Raw genomic sequence first — 17,334 nt, forward strand, 5'->3', positions numbered from 1 at the left:
GGTTTTTTCGTGCCCGGGAACGCCGGCCGGGCCCCGTCGATGCACCGCCGATGCGCCGGGGAGGCCGCGCCGATGGCCGCGGCGGGCAGGCTCGGTGGTGGATCCGAACCCCCAGTCCCGGCGCCGTCGCGGGCCCGCACCAGAAAGTGATGACATGGAGTTCACGCACCGCACCGTCCTGAGCCCCGCGCTGCGGGCGCAGGTCCTCGCCGACCCGGCCATCGGGGGCGGGAACCTGCTGCCCGCCATGCTCGAGCTCAACCCGTGCCCGGACGAGCCGTTCATCCACTCGCTGACGCCGATCCCGTACACCGGCGGGGAAACACGGACCTCGTTCAGCCTCCGCGACCTCGACCACCTCGTGCAGAGCTGGTCGGTCTGGTACCTGGAGCGCGGGGTGCGGCCGCGCGACCGGGTCGCGGTGTTCCCGCCCGACTCCATCCAGTACTTCATCCACCTCTCGGCGCTGGCGCAGATCGGCGCCATCTCGATGCTGATCAACAGCAACGCCAAGCGGGACAGCGCGGTGGCCCTGATCGAGCGCAGCGGGGCCATCGGCCTCTACACCGACGCCGAACGGCTCGGCCGGCTCGCCGGGGACCTCGACCGGCTGAACCTGAAGTGGGTCGAGACCCGCCAGGACGGCCCGCCGGCGGCCGTGCTGCCCGACGGGGACCGGTTCCGGCACCACCCCGACGACCCCGTCGGCCTGATGCACTCCTCGGGCACGACCGGGCTGCCGAAGCCGGTCATCCACACCCACAAGACCATTTTGGACGGTCCGAAGTGGCGTGCGGTCAACTACCAGGAGGAGCCGCACGCCGTCATCCTCAACGCGCTTCCGCAGTCGCACCAGGGTTGTGTGTCGTTCAACGCCTACACCGTGCTCGGCGGCCAGCCGATGGTCGTGTGGCGGGACGTCTCCGGGGCGGAGCTCGCCGACGCCGTCGAGACGCACCGGCCGACCATGGTGATGGCCTTCGGGCACGCCTACCCGGAGCTCGCCGCCATCGAGACGCCCGAAGGCGCGCTGGACTCGGTGAACATCTGGGTGTCCATGGCGGACGCGATCCACGAGCGGCACCTGAAGGAGATCCTGGGCCGCCGGTCGCCGGACCTGCCGCCCGCGGCGTTCCTGGACCGGCTCGGCACCACCGAGCTGGGCTGGGGCGTGCTCATGCAGCCCCGCACCCTGGCGACCGAGCGCAACGACCGCTGCGTCGGCAAGTCGGTGGGCTTCGCCGAAGTCGCCGTCGTGCGGGAGAACGGCACGCTCGCCGAGCCGTACGAATTCGGCCTGCTCGGCGCCAAGCCGCCGTCCATGACCGTGGGCTACTGGGGCAACCAGGACACCTACTACCGCAGCAAGCTGGCCGGCTACTGGCTGACCGGCGACGTCGCCTACCGGGACGAGGAGGGCAACTTCTACCAGGTCGACCGCGTGGTGGACGTAGTGCACACCGCGGCCGGCCCCGGCTATTCGGTGCAACTGGAGGAGCTGATCCTCAACGAGGTCGCCGGGGTCGAGGACTGCACGGTGGTGGCGGGGCACCACGACGGCGAAGAGGTCGCCGTCGCCGTCGTGACCGGCGACGGCGTGGACGCGGAGAAGGTGCTGTTCGCGGCCAACGAAGCCCTGCGCGCCCACGGCAAGCCCGAGCTGTCCGTGGTGGAGGTCGCCACCGCCGACGGGGACTTCCCGCTCGGCGTCACCGGCAAGTCCCTCAAGCGCTTCCTGCGGGACAAGTACCGCGACCTCGCCGGCCACGTCCGCGACTGCCGGGGCCCGAACCTCGCGACGACCGACGCGCTCGCGTGACTTGCGCGAACCAAGCGCGCTGACGGCCCGCGCGGCCAGGGAGTGGGAGATCAGTGTCCGGTGAGACGTCGGAGATCGCGGTGGTCGGGCTCGGCCCGCGCGGGCTGTCGGTGGCGGAACGCCTGTGCGCCAACGCCGCCGAGCTCGTGCCGCCGGGCCGGCGGCTCGTCGTCCACCTCGTCGACCCGCACCTGGCCGAGGGCGGCCGGGTGTGGCGGAGCACGCAGGACCGCCTGCTGCTGATGAACACCGTCGCCTGCCAGGTGACGATGTTCGTCGACGACAGCGTCGGCTGCGCGGGCCCGGTCGTGCCCGGTCCGAGCCTGTACGAGTGGGCGCGGTCGATCGCCCTGCTCGGCAGCCCGGCCGTGCCGGACGCCGTCCGCGCCGAAGCCGCGGCGCTCGGGCCGGACGACTACCCGTCCCGGGCCTTCTTCGGCAGCTACCTGCGCTGGACGCGACGGCGGCTCACCCGGCTCGCGCCGCCGTCGCTGCGGTTCACCGCGCACGAGGCACGGGCCGTCGACGTCCGGGACGCCGCGGCCGGGCGGCAGGAGGTCGTGCTGGCCGACGGCACGGTGGTCGGCGGTCTGGACGCCGTCGTGCTCGCCCTCGGCCACCTGCCGCACGAGCTCGGCCCGGCTGAAGCCGAGTTGAGCCGGTACGCGCGTCAGCACGGCCTGCGTTACCTGGCCCCGGGAAACCCCGCCGACGTGCCGCCGTGCGATGCCGCCGCCGGCGAGCCGGTGCTGCTGCGGGGGATGGGCCTGAACTTCTTCGACCACCTGGCCCTGCTGACGCTCGGCCGCGGCGGCGCGTTCACCCGGACGACGGCGGGCAAGCTGACCTACGTGCCGTCCGGCCGGGAACCCCGGCTGGTCGCCGGATCCCGGCGCGGCGTCCCGTACCAGGCGCGGGCCCGCAACGAGAAGGGCGCCTTCGGCCGCCACGAGCCGCGGTACCTCACACCCGCGGTGATCGAGCGGCTGCGGGAGGGCGCGGATTTCCGCCGGGACGTCTGGCCGCTGATCGACCAAGAGGTCCGCACGGTCTTCTACGCGGCCCAGGTGCGGCAGCGGGCGTGCGCCTGCGAGGCCGGCGAGTTCACCGAGGCGTTCGCGGCCGCCGGACCCGCCTGGATCGGCGCCGATCCGCTGCACGTGCGGGAGACCGGGGCCCAGCGGATCGTCCTGGCCGAGTTCGGCCTCGACGCGGGGTGGGACTGGCGCAGCATCGCGAACCCGTACCGGCCCGCCGACCTCGCGTCGACGGCTGCGTTCCGCCGACGCCTGCGCTCCCTTGTGGACAGTGAGCTGGCCGAAGCGGCGAAAGGCAACGTGACCGGGCCGCACAAGGCCGCGGCGGACGTGCTGCGCGACCTTCGCAACGAGATCCGGCTGGTCGTCGACCACGGCGGCATTTCCGGCCGCTCCTACCGGGACGACCTGCAACGGTGGTACATGCCGCTCAACGCGTTCCTGTCGATCGGGCCGCCCGCCGAGCGCGTCGAGCAGTTCGGCGCGCTCTTGGACGCGGGCGTGCTCGAGGTGCTCGGCCCGGACCTGCGGGTCACCGGCGAGGGTGGCCGGTTCGTGGCGTGGTCGGCGGCGTGCCCGGACGTCACCGTGCCCGCGACCACGCTGATCGAGGCCCGGCTGCCGGAGACCGACCTGCGGCGGACGACCGACCCGCTGCTGCGGGCCCTGCTCGCCCGCGGGGAAGGCCGCCCCTACCGCATCGGGGACTACGTCACCGGCGGCCTGGCGGTCACCCGGCGGCCGTACCACGTGCTGGACGCGCGGAACCGGCCCCACCCGCGGCGGTTCGCGTTCGGCGTGCCGACCGAGGCGGTGCACTGGGTGACCGCGGCCGGCATCCGGCCGGGTGTCGACTCGGTGATCCTCGGCGACGCGGACGCCATCGCGCGTTCGTGCTTGCAGGTGGCGGCGGACGTCGACGTGCGGAGGGCGGCATGACCGGGTTGCTGGCTCCGGCGTGGGCCGCGACGGGCGCCGATGCGCTCGTCGACGACCGCGCGCTGCTGACCGCGATGCTCGCCACCGAGGTCGCCCTCGCCGAGGCCCAGGCCGAGCTGGGCGTGATCCCCGAGGCGGCGGCGAAGGCCATCCGCGCCGCCGCGGTGCCGGAGAACCTGGACCCCGTCGCGCTCGCCGCGGGCGTGCGCGAGACGGCGAACCCGGTGGTGGCGTTCGTCGCCGGGCTCACCGCGGCCGTCGACCCGGCCGCGGCCGAGTACGTGCACCGGGGCAGCACCAGCCAGGACATCCTCGACACCGCACTGATGCTGCTGTGCGCGTCCACTGTGGACAGCGTCACGCGGGACCTGCTGAGGACCGCCGAGAGCCTGGCCGGGCACGTCCGCGCCCACCGGGACACGCCGATGGCCGGGCGGACCCTGACCCAGCACGCCGTGCCGGTCACCTTCGGGCTCAAGGCCGCGACCTGGCTGCACGGGGTGCTCGACGCGGTCGAGCGCCTGCGCCGGGTCGCGCTGCCGGTGTCGCTCGGCGGCGCGGCCGGAACCCTGTCGGCGTATCAGGAGTACAGCTCCGCCGAGGCGGCGCTGAGGCTGCCCGACCTGGTCGCGCAACGGCTGGGCTTGGTCCCGCAGGTGCTGCCCTGGCACGGGATCCGCACGCCGATCGCCGACGTCGCCGCCGCGCTGCTGGTCACCACCGGCGCACTCGGCAAGATCGCCGCCGACGTGCTGGTGCTGTCCCGCACCGAAATCGGCGAGGTCATCGAGGCCCCGGCGCCGGGCCGCGGCGCCTCCTCAGCCATGCCGCAGAAGCACAACCCGGTGTTTTCGACGCTGGTGGCGACGGCGGCCCGGCAGCTGCCGCCGCTCGCCGTCGTGCTCTTCGGGTCGATGGCCGCCGAGGACGAGCGGTCCGCCGGCGCCTGGCACGCGGAGTGGCAGCCGCTGCGGGACGCGTTGCGCATCGCGACCGGCGCGGCGGCCAACGCGGCCTGCCTGGCGGAGTCGCTGCAGGTCTCACCGGCAGCGATGGCGGCGAACCTGCAGCTCACCCGGGGCGCGATCGTGTCGGAGCGGGTCAACGCCGTGCTCGCGCCGAAGCTGGGCAAGGCGGCGGCCAAACGGCTGCTGGCCGAAGCCACCGCCGAGGCCGGAGGACGCGAACTGGCCGAGGTGCTCGACATGGACGTACCTCCCGGTGTGTTCGATCCGGCTGCCTACACCGGGCTGGCCGGCCCGCTGGCCGACCGCGTCCTGGCCCGCTACGACGTCGTGAAGGAGAGCCGATGACCGCGCCCGAGCACGCCGGGCCCCGGCCCGCCGAAGAGCGGGAAGCGCTGCTGCGCATGCCCGGCTTCGGCTCGCTGTGGTCCGATCACATGGTCACCGCGCGGTGGACCGCCGGGGACGGCTGGCAGCCCGCCCGCACCGGGCCGCTGACCGCCTTCGAGCTCCACCCGGCGACCATGGCGTTCCACTACGGACAGACGATCTTCGAAGGGCTGAAGGCGTTCTGGCGGCCGGAGGGCCGACACGCGCTGTTCCGCCCCGGCGACCACGCCCGCCGGTTCGCCCGGTCGGCCCGCCGGATGGCCATGCCCGAGCTGCCGGAAGCCGACTTCCTCGCCGCCGTCTCGACGCTGACGCGCGTCGACCGCGACTGGGTGCCGCAGCCTCGCGGCCACAGCTTCTACCTGCGGCCGTTCATGATCGCCGCCGAGACGCACCTGTCCAACCGGCCAGCCGAGGAGTACTTGTTCGCCGTCATCGGCAGCCCCGCCCGGCCCGCCACCGCCGAACCGGCCCCGATCCGGCTGTGGGCGTCACCCGAGTACGTCCGCGCCGCCGACGGCGGCACCGGCACCGTCAAGTGCGGCGGCAACTACGGCGGGTCCTACCTCGCGCAGCGGGAGGCCGCCGAACACGGCTGTCACCAGGTCGTCTGGCTGGACGCGCGGGAACGCCGGTACGTCGAGGAGGTCGGCGGGTCCAACCTGTTCTTCGTCGAGGGCGACCGGCTCGTCACCCCGCCGCTGAGCGGCACCCTGCTGGCCGGCGTCACCCGCGACTCGATCCTGCGGCTCGCCGGGCCGCTCGGGCTGGCCGTCGCCGAGGAACCCGTCACCCTGGCGGACTGGGAACGCGGGTGCCGGGACGGCCGCATCACCGAAACGTTCGCCTGCGGCACCGCCCGCGCCCTGGCTCCGGTCGGGCACGCCGTCACTCCCGAGGGGGAGTGGGCCATCGGCGACGGCGGCACCGGCCCGGTCACCCGCCGCCTGCTGAACGCGCTGCTGGACATCCAGTACGGCCACGCTCCCGACGGCTTCGGCTGGCTGCACACCGTCTGAGGAAGGATCCTTCGTGAAGGTCGACTTCTACTTCGATCCCGCCTGCCCGTTCGCCTGGATCACCTCGCGGTGGATCCTCGAAGTCGAGCAGCGGCGGGACATCACCCTGCGGTTCCGCGTGATGAGCCTCGGGGTGCTCAACGAGGACCGCGAGCTCGAACCGTGGTACCGCGAGTTCTGCGACCGCGCCTGGGGCCCGGTCCGGGTCTGCGTCGCCGCGGCACAGACCTGCGGCGAGGAGGTGCTGCGCGACCTCTACACCGCCCTCGGCACCCGGATCCACAACGGACGGAACAAGAACTTCCCCGAGGTCGTCACGCAGGCGCTGGCCGAGGTCGGGCTGCCCGCGTCGCTCGCGGACGCGGCCGGGAGCACGGACTACGACGAAGCCCTGCGCAAGAGCCACGCCGAGGCGCTGGCGCCGGTCGGCGCGGACCTCGGCACCCCGGCGATCCACCTCGACGGGGCCGGCTTCTTCGGCCCGGTGCTCAACGCGATCCCGCGAGGCGAGGAGGCGGCGCAGCTCTTCGACGGGTTGGCGGCCCTCGCGCGCAACCCGCACTTCTTCGAGCTGAAGCGCTCGCGCACGCCCGGTCTGAACTACGAGTGAGGGAACGGCGATGAAACGCATCGGGTTCGTCGAGTCGAACCGGGCCGGCTCCGGCTTCGACGCCCTGCGCGCGGCCCGCGCGCTGGGCCTGCACGTCACCTTCTTCAGTTCCGGGCTGGAGCGCTACCACGCGACGCCGGGTGGCACCGAGGTCCTGGACGGCTGCGTCGACGAGTTCGTGTCCTGCCCGACCCACGAACTGGAACCCCTGCTGGCCGCGGTCAAAGCAGCGGACGCGCGGCAGCCGCTCGACGCCCTGCTGTCGGTGGCCGAGTACGAGGTGGTCCAGACCGCGGAGGCGGCCCGGCAGCTCGGCCTGCCCGGCCCGGACCCGGCCGCGGTCCGGATCGCCCGCAACAAGGCCGCCCAGCGGCGGCGGTGGGCCGAGCGCGGGGTGCCGGTCCCGGAGTTCCGGGTGGTGACGTCGGTGGCGGACGCCGTGCGGGCCGCGCCCGAAGTCGGGTGGCCGTGCGTGGTGAAGGCGGTCGACGAGACCAGCGGCACCCACGTCGTCCGGTGCAGCACACCGGAAGAGGTGGTGGCCGCGTTCGAGGCCATCCGTGCGGAGCCGGTCAACCGGCGCGGGCAGGCCCGGGCGGCCGAGGTGCTCGTCGAGGAGTGCCTGGTCGGGTTCGAAGTCAGCGTCGAGGTGCTGGCCGGCGCGGGCCGCGTCCGCGTGCTCGGCGTGACCGACAAGATCGTCGGCGGCCACGACCGGTTCGTCGAGCTCGGCCACAGCTTCCCGACGGCCCTGCCGGACGACGTCCGCCGCGAACTGGAGGCGGCCGCGGTGGCCGCGACCACGGCGGTCGGCTTCGACCTCGGTCTCGCGCACGTCGAGGTCAAGTACACCGCGGCCGGACCGAAGCTGGTCGAGCTCAACCCGCGTCCGGGCGGCGCCCGGATCACGGAGCTGATGGACCGCAGCTTCGGGCGGTCCACGATGGAACTGCTGATCCGCCAGTACCTCGGCGAGCCGGTCCCGGACCTGCCCACGCCCCTCGGCGGCGCGGCGATCCGGTACCTGACGGCCGCCCCCGGGGTCGTGACGAGCGTGCGCGGGCTGGAGATCGCCGCCGCGGTGCCGGGGGTGTGCGAGGCGGTGGTGTCGGTCGAGCCCGGCGGCCGCGTCGAACCGTTGCGGGTCAACGAAGACCGGTTCGGGCACGTCCTGGCGACGGCGGCCGGCCCCTACCTGGCCGGCCGGATCGCCGAGGCGGCGGCGCAGCAGATCGTGGTGACCACCCGCCGGGACTGACCGATGCGCGGCCGATGTCCCGCCGATGGCCGCGTCGGCGAGGCTGGACACCGGAGTGCGGACAGGAGGATCGAGATGGCGAACCTGGTCATGGTCATGCCGTACCAGGCGTACCTGGCGAAAGCCCGGGCGGAAGGCTTCCGGGTCACCGCACTCTGGGACGCCGCCGAAGCCCGCCGGCTGTTCGGCGCGGGGGCACCGGAGTACCTCCGGCAGGTCGAGGCGCTCGCCGACGGCTTCGGGCTCGTCGACTTCGCCGACCGCGCCGCCTACGCCGACGCGATCCGCGCGGCCGTGCGGAAAACCGGGGCCGAGCACGTCTGGCACGTCGGCAGCGAGGAAAGCATGCTGCTCGCCTACGACGTCGCCGACGAACTCGGGAAGGCCGTCAACCCGCCGCGTTCGGTCGCCCTGCTCAACGACAAGCTCGCGATGCGCACCCTTCTGCGTGACAAGGGGATTTCGACGGTCCGGTTCGCCACCGCGGACCACTGGACCGGAGTCGCGGACCTGCTCCCGGGCTTCGAGCTGCCGGTCGTGGTCAAGCCGGCCGCGCTGTCCGCCAGCCGCGGGGTGCTCCTGCTCACCGACCCGGCCCAGCTGCCCGCCTGGGGCCGCGAACTCGGCGGCTACGCCGGGCCCGTGCTGGTCGAGGAGTATCTGCGGGGCCCGGAGTTCAGCGTCGAGACGATGACTGTGCGCGGCGAGCACCACGTCGTCGGCGTCACCCGCAAGCTGCTCGGCCCGCTGCCGCACTTCGTGGAACGCGGTCACCTCTTCGGCGAGCCGGAGACGCCCGGGACGCGGCAGGTCGCCGCGCTCGCGGTGGAGCTGCTCGACGCCGCCGGGTACCAGTGCGGCCCGGCGCACACCGAGGTCGTCCTGACCGCGGCCGGGCCGCGGATCGTGGAGTCGCAGGCCCGCCTCGGCGGGGACAAGATCCCCGACCTCATCGCGATCGCGCGCGGCTTCGACGTCAAGCGCGCGATGTTCGCCGCCCTCGCCGGGCGGACGTCCCTGCCGGAGCCCGGCCGCGAAGTGGCGCACATCGCGTACTTCTCCTTCCCCGCGGGCACGCTGCGCCGGGTGTCCGGTGTGGACGAAGCCCGCGCCCTGGATTTCGTGCACACCCTGCACTTCCCGTTCGCCCCCGGGGACGTGCTCCCGGAGACGGTGAGCTCCAAGACCCGGCACGGTCACGTGATCCTCGCGGGTTCCGCGGACGCCGCCGAGGCCCAGGCCCGCGCGGACCGCGTGCGCGCCCTGATCGAGGTGGAGGTCCGATGAGGCACTTCTTCGCACTGCACCGCAACGTCCGGCTGCGGATCGGCCTGGCGTTCGTCCACAAGCTGATCGACGCGATGATCCTCACCTTCATCGCGATCTACCTCGCCGCGCACGTCGGTGTCGCCCTCGCCGGCGCGCTGATCCTGGTGTTCGCCGTGTTCGCGGTGTTCGGCATGCTGACCGGCGGCCACCTGTCCGAACGGTTCGGCCGCCGGCCGGTGCTCATCACCGGCGACGTCGTCGGCACGACGTTCCTGGTGCTGATGGCGCTCGCCTACCACGCCGGCTGGGGCGCGCTCGCGGTCTACTTCAGCTACGCCGTCGTCAAGTTCGGCACGAACCTCGCGCTCCCCGCGAACGACGCGACGATCATCGACGTGACGCCGCCGGCGGACCGCAAGTTCGTCTACACGGTCAACTACTGGATGATCAACCTGGCCCTCGGCACGGGCGCCCTTTTCGGCGCGTTCCTCTACAGCGCGCACTTCGGCGCGGTGATCATCGGCGGTGCCGTCGCCATGGCCTTCGCTCTCACCGTCACGGTCACGCTCGTGGCGGAGACGAAACCGGAGACGCCCCGGCCGCCGGTCAAGCTGACCGGGCTCGCCCAGTTCGCCGAGGGCTACAAGGTGGTGCTGGCCGACTCGACGTTCCGGCGGCTGATCATCGCGGCCACCCTCATCCTCACCCTGGAAGGGCAGCTGAGCACGGCGATCGGGATCCGGCTGTCGACGCACTTCCCCGTGCAGCCGGTGTTCGGCTTCGGGGCCGTCGACGGCGTGCAGATGCTGGGCATCCTGAAGGCGGTCAACACCGCCCTGGTCGTGGTGTTCGCGCTGGTCGTCAACACGCTGCTGCGCCGGATGCCCGACCGGACCCGGCTCTACTCGGGCATCGCGCTGTACGCGAGCGGGTTCGCGGTCCTCGCCGTCACGAACGACGCGTGGCTGCTGTTGGCCGCGGTCGTCGTGCTGACCGTCGGCGAGCTGATGAACCTGCCGGTCCAGCAGGCGCTGCTGGCCGAGCTGGCCCCCGAGGAGGGCCGGCCGCGGTACCTGGCCGCGTACTACCTGCACATCCGGTTCGGCCAGGTCGTCAACTCGGTGCTGATCAGCCTCAGCGCGGTGCTGGCCGCGCAGGGCATGGCCGCGATCTACCTGCTCTTCGGCGTCGTGGTCGTCCTGCAGTACCGGGTGATCCTGGCCCGCCGTCCGGCGCCCGCCGAGGCGTCCGTCTCCGTCTGAAACCCCCTGGGAGGGAACCATGTCGGCACGTGCCGATCGGGTCACCGAGGCCTACCTCGCCGGCTGCGCGGCACCGGACGGCCCGCTGCGCCACGCGCGGGAGCGGCTGGCGCTCTCGGACGCCCAACGCCAGTCGTGGCCGCGGCTGCTGCCTCGGCCGATCATGGTCGACGAGGCGGAGTACCGGGCGTTCGGCCGGGACCTCGTCACCGTCTTCGACCTGGTCACCAGCCTGCCGCGGCGGGTCTTCGACGGCGACTTCGCCCGGTTCCGGGCCGCGCTGGGCATCGGCGACCGGCACGCCGGCCCCATGGGCCGCCTGCTCGGCGAGGGGCCGCCGCCGCTGTACGGCCGGGCCGACGTCTACTACGACGGCTCGGCGTTCAAGCTGCTGGAGTACAACATCGGCAGCGCGCTCGGCGGCCTGGACATGGTCGGCGCGCTGCCCCAGGCGTACCTGCGGGTGCCGGAGGTCGCCGAGTTCGCGGCCGAGCACGGTCTCGGCTACCTCGACATGGGTTCCGACCTCGCCGCGGCGCTGCGCAACGCGGGCAAGACGATCGGCGCGGGCGAACCGGTGGTGGCGATCCTGGAGAGCCCGGGCGGGCTGGCCACCTACGGCCGTCAGCGGCGCTCGGCCGCGGAACTGCTGCGGGACAACGGGCTCGAGTGCCGTGCCGGCGAGATCAGCGACCTGGAGTTCCGCGACGGCAAGCCGTACCTGGACGGCACCGGCGTCGACGTGATCCTGCGCTACTACGGGCTCGAGGAGATGCTCGGCCACCCGGACTGCGACGCGCTCCTGGAGCCGGTCTTCCGCGCCCACGAGGACGGCAAGGTCGTGGTCTGGACGCCGAGCAACGTTTACGGCAACAAGGGCACGCTGGCGATGCTCTCGGAGTACGCCGAAGTGTTCACAGTGGACGAACGGGCGGCGATCGAACGCGTGCTGCCGTGGTGCCGGATGCTCGGCCGTCCCGGCGCCGGCCCGGACGCCGGCCGCATCGAGGAGTGCATGCGGCGGCAGGACCAGCTGGTGTTCAAGCCGACCGGGCTGTACGGCGGTCAAGGCGTCGTCATCGGCCGGGAGGTCGACGCCGCGACCTGGCGCGAGACCCTCGACGCGGGGTCGCAAACCGGCTCGCTGGTGCAGGAGATCGTGCGCCCGAACCTGGAAACGGTGATCGACCCGGACACCGGCGCCCGCAGCGAGTGGTACGCGCTCTGGGCCGCGTTCATGACGCCGTCCGGGCTCTCCGGTGGCGGGATCCGCGCGATCCCGCCCGGTGGCACGTCGGTGATCACCATGAGCAACAACGCGAGCGTCCGCAACACCTGCCTCTTCACCTGTTGAGCAAGGAGATCCTCCGGTGGCCCGACTCGTCGACCTGACCCACGGCTTCTACGACGGAATGCCGTCCTACCCCGCCGACTGGTTCCCGAAGTTCGTCAGCGAACGCTCGATGACGCCCGAGACCGACCCGTACGGCACCAAGCGCACGTTCTCCTACCTGCACGTCTTCCCGCACAACGGGACCCACATGGAGTACCGGCTGCACTTCTACCCCGGTGCCGAGGGCATCGACGAGGTCCCGCTGGAGACCCTGATCGGCCGCGCCTGCGTCGCGGACCTGTCGGACAAGGGCGAGCTGGAGCCGGTCACCGGCGAGGACCTGGAGCGGACGCTGCGGCCGGTGTGGCAGCCGGGCGACCGGCTGCTGGTGCGCACCGACTACCTGCGGCACAACTGGGGCCGCCCGGACTACTGGGACCGGCCGCCGTACCTGACGCCGTCGGCCGCGGAGTGGGCCATCGAGAACGGCGCGAGCCTGTTCGGCCTCGACTGCCTCACCGAACGGCCCGGCGACGCCGAGTCGCCGGTGCACCACGCGCTCCTGGCGGCCGGGATCCCGCTGCTGGAGTACGTCACGAACATGCACGAGCTGACCAAGCCCGTCGTGCAGCTGTTCGCGCTGCCGACCAAGGTCGCCGGGGCCGAGGCGGCCCCCGCCCGCGTCATCGCCCTGGAGGAAACGGATGACTGAGCAGGTCGCCCTGACGGCGGTCGGCACCGATGCCGAAGTGCCGGACGGCCTGGACCGGCTGCTCGCCCTGCTCGGCGCGCCCCTGGCCGGGCTGCGGGCCGGGGACGAGGTGCTGATCAAGCCGAACCTGTTCCAGACGGCTCCGGGGTTCCACGTCAGCCCGGCGCTGCTGGCGGCGATCGCCCGGGTCGTCGCCGCCCACGGGGCCCGGCCGGTGATCGCCGAGCGCACGCACGCCATCTACGAACTCCTCAACGACCACGAAGCCGCGAAGTACGCCAAGGTCGTCAGCTTCGACGACCTGCCGCTGCGGATCACCGGCATCCCGGGCGCGACGTCGCTGCGGGTGCCGATCGCCGTGCCCGAGCTCGTTCTCGACTGCGACTTCTTCATCGGCGTCCCGCAGCTGCGCACGCACGCGAGCGTCGTCTACTCCAACGCGATGAAGAACCTGGTCGGCCTGCTGCCCGGGTACACGACCCGGATCGTGCACATGGCGGGCGTCGATGAGTCCACTGTGGACCTCAACCTGATGCGGCCGCAGGACCTGGTGGTCTGCGACGGGACCACGGTGATCGAGGGCAACTACCCGATGGACGGCCAGGCTCGCGAGGTCGGCTTCCTCGCCGCGAGCCGCAACGCCGTCGCCCTCGACGTCGCCGTCGGCACGCTGGCCGGCTTCGACCCGGACAGCGTCGCCTACCTGCGTGACGCGCACGCGCGGGGCATGGGACCGCTGGCGCTGGAGGACATCGAGCTGCTCGGGACGCCGCTTTCCGAGCTGGCGTTCGACATGGTGAAAGCGCCGGTCGAGATCGTCGTGCCGCGCGAGGGGATCCATGTGCACGCCGAACACGCGTGCCCGGCGTGCAGCCGGTTCGTGGCCGGCGCCATGCAGGCGCTGGCCGGGGAACTGCGGGCGTGGGACGGGGAAATGACGGTCATCTCCGGGCCGCAGGTGGCGCTGCCGCCGTTGCGCGGCGAAGTCGTGCTCGTCGGGAACTGCCTGTACGAGAGCCGGGATCTCGGCATCTTCGTCGAGGGCTGCCCGCCGCGGGCGATCCAGCTCGCCGCGTTCCGGTACGCCATGGGCAAGCCGGTCGGCGACCACGAGCGGACGCAGTTCCGGGTGCCGCCGAGCCGGGCCGTGGCTCGATGATCACGTCCGCGCTGGCCGCGGGGGACCGGCTGCACCGGCACGTCGTCCCGCTGGGCACGGCGGTCGACCCGGTGGCGGCCGCCGCGGCCCTGCGCGCCGCCGGGCGGGTCATGCTCACCGCCGGGGCCGGGGGCGCCGACCCGGTCCTGGCCGCCGGTGAGCTCGCCGTCCTTTCGCACCCGGGCGGCGGTTCGCCGCTGACTGCCGCCGTGGACCTCCTGCGTGGGCTCGACCTGCCGCCGGAAACCACCGAGGCCGAAGCGGCCTGGTTCGGGTTCCTCGGCTACGACGCCGCCCGCGACTTCGAGCGGCTGCCGAGCCGCCACCCGGTGACCGGCCGTCCGGTGTACGAGTTCTTCCTGCCCGAGGTGCTGGTCCGGTTCGCCGAGGGGCAGGTGATCGGCCGCGGCACGACCGCCGCGGCCGCCCGCACCGCGGCCGAGCAGGTCGCCCGGACGCTGAACGGCCTGACGATGGCGCGGCTCGGCACGGTGGCCGTGGGCGCCGGCCGGTTCGGGTTCGCCTACGAGGAGTACGTCGACGCCCTCCGCCGCGCCCAGCAGCACATCCTCGACGGCGACGTCTTCCAGCTCGTGCTGTCGAACGCCTGGACCGCTCCGGCCATTGTGGACGGACTGTGTGTCTACAGGCGACTGACGACGATCAACCCGTCGCCGTACCACTTCTGGTTCGGCGGGCCGCACTTCGAGGCCGTCGGTGCGTCGCCGGAGCCGTGCCTGACCTTGTCGGCCGGGAAGGCGCTGATCCGGCCGCTCGCCGGCACCCGGCCGCGGGGCCGCGACGAGCGCGCCGACCGGCTGGCAGAGGAGGACCTGCGCTCGTCGGTGAAGGAGCTGGCCGAGCACCGGATGCTCGTCGACCTGGCCCGCAACGACCTCGGGCGGGTGTGCCGTCCGGGCAGCGTCTCGGTCGGGCGGCTGCTGGCCGTCGAGCGGTACTCGCACGTCATGCACCTGACGTCCGACGTGTGGGGCGAGCCGGCGGGGGAGCGGGGCACCGACGAGCTGATCCGGGCGACGTTCCCGGCCGGCACGATGACCGGCACGCCGAAGGTGCGGGCGATGGAGATCATCGACGCGCTCGAGCCGGCGCGGCGCTGGCTGTACTCCGGCGCGGTGGGCTCGTTCGGGGTGTCCCATGTGGACCTGTTCCTGACGATCCGCAGCATGGTGTGGTGCGACGGCGAGATCCGCCTGCAGGCGGGCGGCGGCATCGTGCACGACTCCGACCCGGCGGAGGAGTACGCGGAATGCCTGGCGAAGCTCGGCTCGGGCGCGCGGGCGCTCGGGGTGACGGTGGAAGGGGCGGCCGCGTGATCTGCGTGATCGACAACTACGACTCGTTCGTCTACAACCTGGTGCAGTACCTGGGCGACCTGGGCGCTTCCTGCCGGGTGTACCGCAACGACGAGGTGTCCGTGGCGGAGGTGGCGGCGCTGAACCCGGAGCTGGTGGTGATCTCCCCGGGCCCGGGCGCCCCGGTGGACGCGGGCATCTCGGTGGACCTGGTCCGCCGGCTCGCGGGGCACGTCCCGATGCTCGGGGTGTGCCTGGGCCACCAGGCGATCGCGACGGCTTTCGGCGCCCGGGTGGTGCACGCGGCCGAGCCGATGCACGGCAAGTGTTCGGCGGTGGCCCACGACGCCCACGGCGTGTTCGACGGCATCCGCAACCCGGTGACGGTGGCCCGCTACCACTCCCTGGTGGTCGACCCGGCATCCCTGCCGGCCGACCTGGTGGTGACGGCGTGGTCGGGCACGGGCGAGGTGATGGGCCTCCGCCACCGCGCGTACCCGATCGAAGGGGTCCAGTTCCACCCCGAGTCCCTGTTCACCGAGGACGGCGTGGCGATGGTCGCGAACGCGATGCGCTCCCGGAGTCTCGTGCGGAGCTAGACGAGCTCGGCCGAGACGACCGGCTTCAGCGCGCGGAGCCGGTCGAGCAGGGACTCCGTCTCGTCGGTGGCCAGCAGGACGGCGCAGACCATGCTGCTCTCGCGGACGCCGTCCTTGATGTCGACGGACAGTTCGTGCACGAGCCGCCCTTCGAGGGCGCCGACCAGGGCGGGGACCTCGTCGGCGCCGCCGACGAAGTAGGTGGCGATGCGGCGGCGAAGCAGCATGGCCGAGCGGGGCGCGGGAACGGCGAACGAAGTGGACATGGCGGATCTCCCGAGTTTCGAGAAGGGCTGAGATCGGGGCCAGGTCCCGGAAAAGAGCGATCGCCGACGCAGCGCACCGGCGACCTGGGTTCAGCCGGCGCGCCGGGTTACGAGTCGCAAGAACGACAGAGGGCGCTGCACGGCAACAGGCTAACACGGCCCCGGACGGCTGCGCACGGTTCGGTGGTCTGCCGCGGCTTGTCGTGAGTGTTTAGGCGAGTTCTAACTCGCCTAAACACTCACGAGAGCCGCGGCAGACCGGTCAGCTTGCGCGGATCAGGCCCAGTCCGAGCGGCGTGAGCTCGTGGATCTGCGACTTCCCCGACCGTGCGCTGCTGATCAGCCCGCTCGCCCGCAGCACCGACGCGTGCTGGCTCGCCGTCGCCGGGGAAATGCCGGTCAAGTCCGCCAGCTCGCTCGTGTTGCAGCGGGTCTTCGCGATCGTCACCAGCACCCTGGCCCGCGTGTGGCCCAGCAGCGCCGCCAGCGAGGGGCCCGGCTCCGCGTCGCTGTCGAAGCGGGGGTGGCTGATCGAATACACCAGGACCGGTGGGCGGTCCGGGTCCTTGTACGTCGTCGGCATGCCGTGCGCGAAGAACGCCGGGACCAGGCGCAACCCGCGGCCGTCCAGGTGGAGCTCCTGCTCGATCGGGAAGCGGACCCGCAGCACCGGCGGGGTCCACGTGACGTCCGGGTGCAACGTCGACAGCAGCAGCTGCGGGCCGCCGCGGTCCAGCGCGGACTGCAGGCGGTGGCGGTCGTGGGCCACCGCGCGGCGCACCGCCGCCCAGTCCGGGGCGATGCACTGGCGGTAGTAGTCGTGCAACGCCGTGCCGAGCCGCCGCAGTTCGCGGGGTTCGCCGTCGCCCACCCGGCGCAGCCACACCGGGACGCGGGTGCCCTGCGCCGCCAGCTCGGCGACGTCGGTGGCCAGCGCGCGTTCCGGGGTCTCCAGCACCGCCGAGATCCCCTCGTCGATGCTGCGGGCGCCGGCCGGGGTGAGGAAGTCCGGGCAGTACCCGTACGGCGGGACGGCGGACATCACCAGCCGGCCGGAGGCCGGGACCGCGGAGCGTGATCCCCGGCGCCAGCGGCCGAAGAACGGCTCACCCTCCGGGCGCCGGATCCGGTAGCTGCTCATCAGCAGCTCCCACATCGGGTCGGCGTCCCCGGCGATGGTCACCTTCGCCAGGTCCGCGTCCGTGAAGTGAACTTTCAACACGCGGGACACCCCCTTCGGGGGCCGAGCGTAACCGCCGGGCGGTGGACGCGGTCACGGGTGGTCCGCCGGAAATTCACGCACCCGGCCGGGAATTGGCGTCCGGTTCCGCCCTTCTTCACCCTCCGCAAGGGTAAAAAGCCGTGCGGTGGCAGTTCACGC

General features: G+C 72.8%; 15 protein-coding genes. 13 read left to right on the forward strand and 2 right to left on the reverse strand.

Annotation, left to right across the window (positions count from 1 at the left end; genetic code table 11):
• The first annotated feature begins 154 nt into the window (after positions 1-154).
• The 13 genes from AB0M93_RS45755 (at position 155) to AB0M93_RS45815 (ending at position 15,687) form a co-directional block, all read left to right on the forward strand.
• Positions 155-1,819 (forward strand): class I adenylate-forming enzyme family protein, encoded by a 1,665-nt coding sequence (locus tag AB0M93_RS45755; protein WP_364286760.1) that lies wholly within the window; start codon positions 155-157, stop codon positions 1,817-1,819.
• 53 nt (positions 1,820-1,872) lie between these two features.
• On the forward strand, positions 1,873-3,795 hold the full coding sequence (locus AB0M93_RS45760) for an FAD/NAD(P)-binding protein (protein ID WP_364286763.1): 1,923 nt from the start codon (positions 1,873-1,875) through the stop codon (positions 3,793-3,795).
• The gene (locus tag AB0M93_RS45765; protein WP_364286766.1) at positions 3,792-5,108 is read left to right on the forward strand and encodes an adenylosuccinate lyase family protein; all 1,317 of its coding nucleotides are present in this window, start codon (positions 3,792-3,794) and stop codon (positions 5,106-5,108) included. Before AB0M93_RS45760 ends, AB0M93_RS45765 begins: the two co-directional genes overlap by 4 nt.
• Positions 5,105-6,169, forward strand: a complete 1,065-nt coding sequence (locus tag AB0M93_RS45770) for a branched-chain amino acid aminotransferase (protein WP_364286769.1) — start codon at positions 5,105-5,107, stop codon at positions 6,167-6,169. Before AB0M93_RS45765 ends, AB0M93_RS45770 begins: the two co-directional genes overlap by 4 nt.
• 13 nt (positions 6,170-6,182) lie before the next feature.
• Entirely contained in the window at positions 6,183-6,779 is a 597-nt protein-coding gene (locus tag AB0M93_RS45775; protein ID WP_364286772.1) for a disulfide bond formation protein DsbA, read from the forward strand.
• 10 nt (positions 6,780-6,789) lie between these two features.
• Positions 6,790-8,037, forward strand: a complete 1,248-nt coding sequence (locus tag AB0M93_RS45780) for an ATP-grasp domain-containing protein (protein WP_364286775.1) — start codon at positions 6,790-6,792, stop codon at positions 8,035-8,037.
• Positions 8,038-8,112: 75 nt separating this feature from the next.
• Positions 8,113-9,324 (forward strand): ATP-grasp domain-containing protein, encoded by a 1,212-nt coding sequence (locus AB0M93_RS45785; protein ID WP_364286778.1) that lies wholly within the window; start codon positions 8,113-8,115, stop codon positions 9,322-9,324.
• A complete protein-coding gene (locus AB0M93_RS45790; RefSeq protein WP_364286781.1) occupies positions 9,321-10,568 on the forward strand; it encodes an MFS transporter in 1,248 nt (415 codons plus the stop codon). The genes AB0M93_RS45785 and AB0M93_RS45790 overlap by 4 nt, the downstream gene beginning before the upstream one ends.
• 19 nt (positions 10,569-10,587) lie before the next feature.
• Complete coding sequence (locus tag AB0M93_RS45795) at positions 10,588-11,922, forward strand: hypothetical protein (RefSeq protein ID WP_364286784.1); 1,335 nt, start codon at positions 10,588-10,590, stop codon at positions 11,920-11,922.
• Positions 11,923-11,938: 16 nt separating this feature from the next.
• Complete coding sequence (locus tag AB0M93_RS45800) at positions 11,939-12,613, forward strand: cyclase family protein (RefSeq protein WP_364286787.1); 675 nt, start codon at positions 11,939-11,941, stop codon at positions 12,611-12,613.
• Entirely contained in the window at positions 12,606-13,772 is a 1,167-nt protein-coding gene (locus AB0M93_RS45805; protein ID WP_364286790.1) for a DUF362 domain-containing protein, read from the forward strand. The genes AB0M93_RS45800 and AB0M93_RS45805 overlap by 8 nt, the downstream gene beginning before the upstream one ends.
• The gene (locus AB0M93_RS45810) at positions 13,769-15,109 is read left to right on the forward strand and encodes an anthranilate synthase component I family protein (RefSeq protein ID WP_364286793.1); all 1,341 of its coding nucleotides are present in this window, start codon (positions 13,769-13,771) and stop codon (positions 15,107-15,109) included. The genes AB0M93_RS45805 and AB0M93_RS45810 overlap by 4 nt, the downstream gene beginning before the upstream one ends.
• The gene (locus AB0M93_RS45815; protein ID WP_364286796.1) at positions 15,106-15,687 is read left to right on the forward strand and encodes an aminodeoxychorismate/anthranilate synthase component II; all 582 of its coding nucleotides are present in this window, start codon (positions 15,106-15,108) and stop codon (positions 15,685-15,687) included. The genes AB0M93_RS45810 and AB0M93_RS45815 overlap by 4 nt, the downstream gene beginning before the upstream one ends.
• Here the strand turns inward: AB0M93_RS45815 and AB0M93_RS45820 are convergent.
• The gene (locus tag AB0M93_RS45820; RefSeq protein ID WP_364286799.1) at positions 15,684-15,953 is read right to left on the reverse strand and encodes a hypothetical protein; all 270 of its coding nucleotides are present in this window, start codon (positions 15,951-15,953) and stop codon (positions 15,684-15,686) included. The two genes, AB0M93_RS45815 and AB0M93_RS45820, sit on opposite strands and share 4 nt — an antisense overlap.
• Positions 15,954-16,215: 262 nt before the next feature.
• Complete coding sequence (locus tag AB0M93_RS45825) at positions 16,216-17,175, reverse strand: winged helix-turn-helix domain-containing protein (protein ID WP_364286802.1); 960 nt, start codon at positions 17,173-17,175, stop codon at positions 16,216-16,218.
• Between the last annotated feature and the right edge of the window lie 159 nt (positions 17,176-17,334).

The sequence above is a fragment of the Amycolatopsis sp. NPDC051102 genome (assembly GCF_040682815.1).
GTDB lineage: Bacteria > Actinomycetota > Actinomycetes > Mycobacteriales > Pseudonocardiaceae > Amycolatopsis.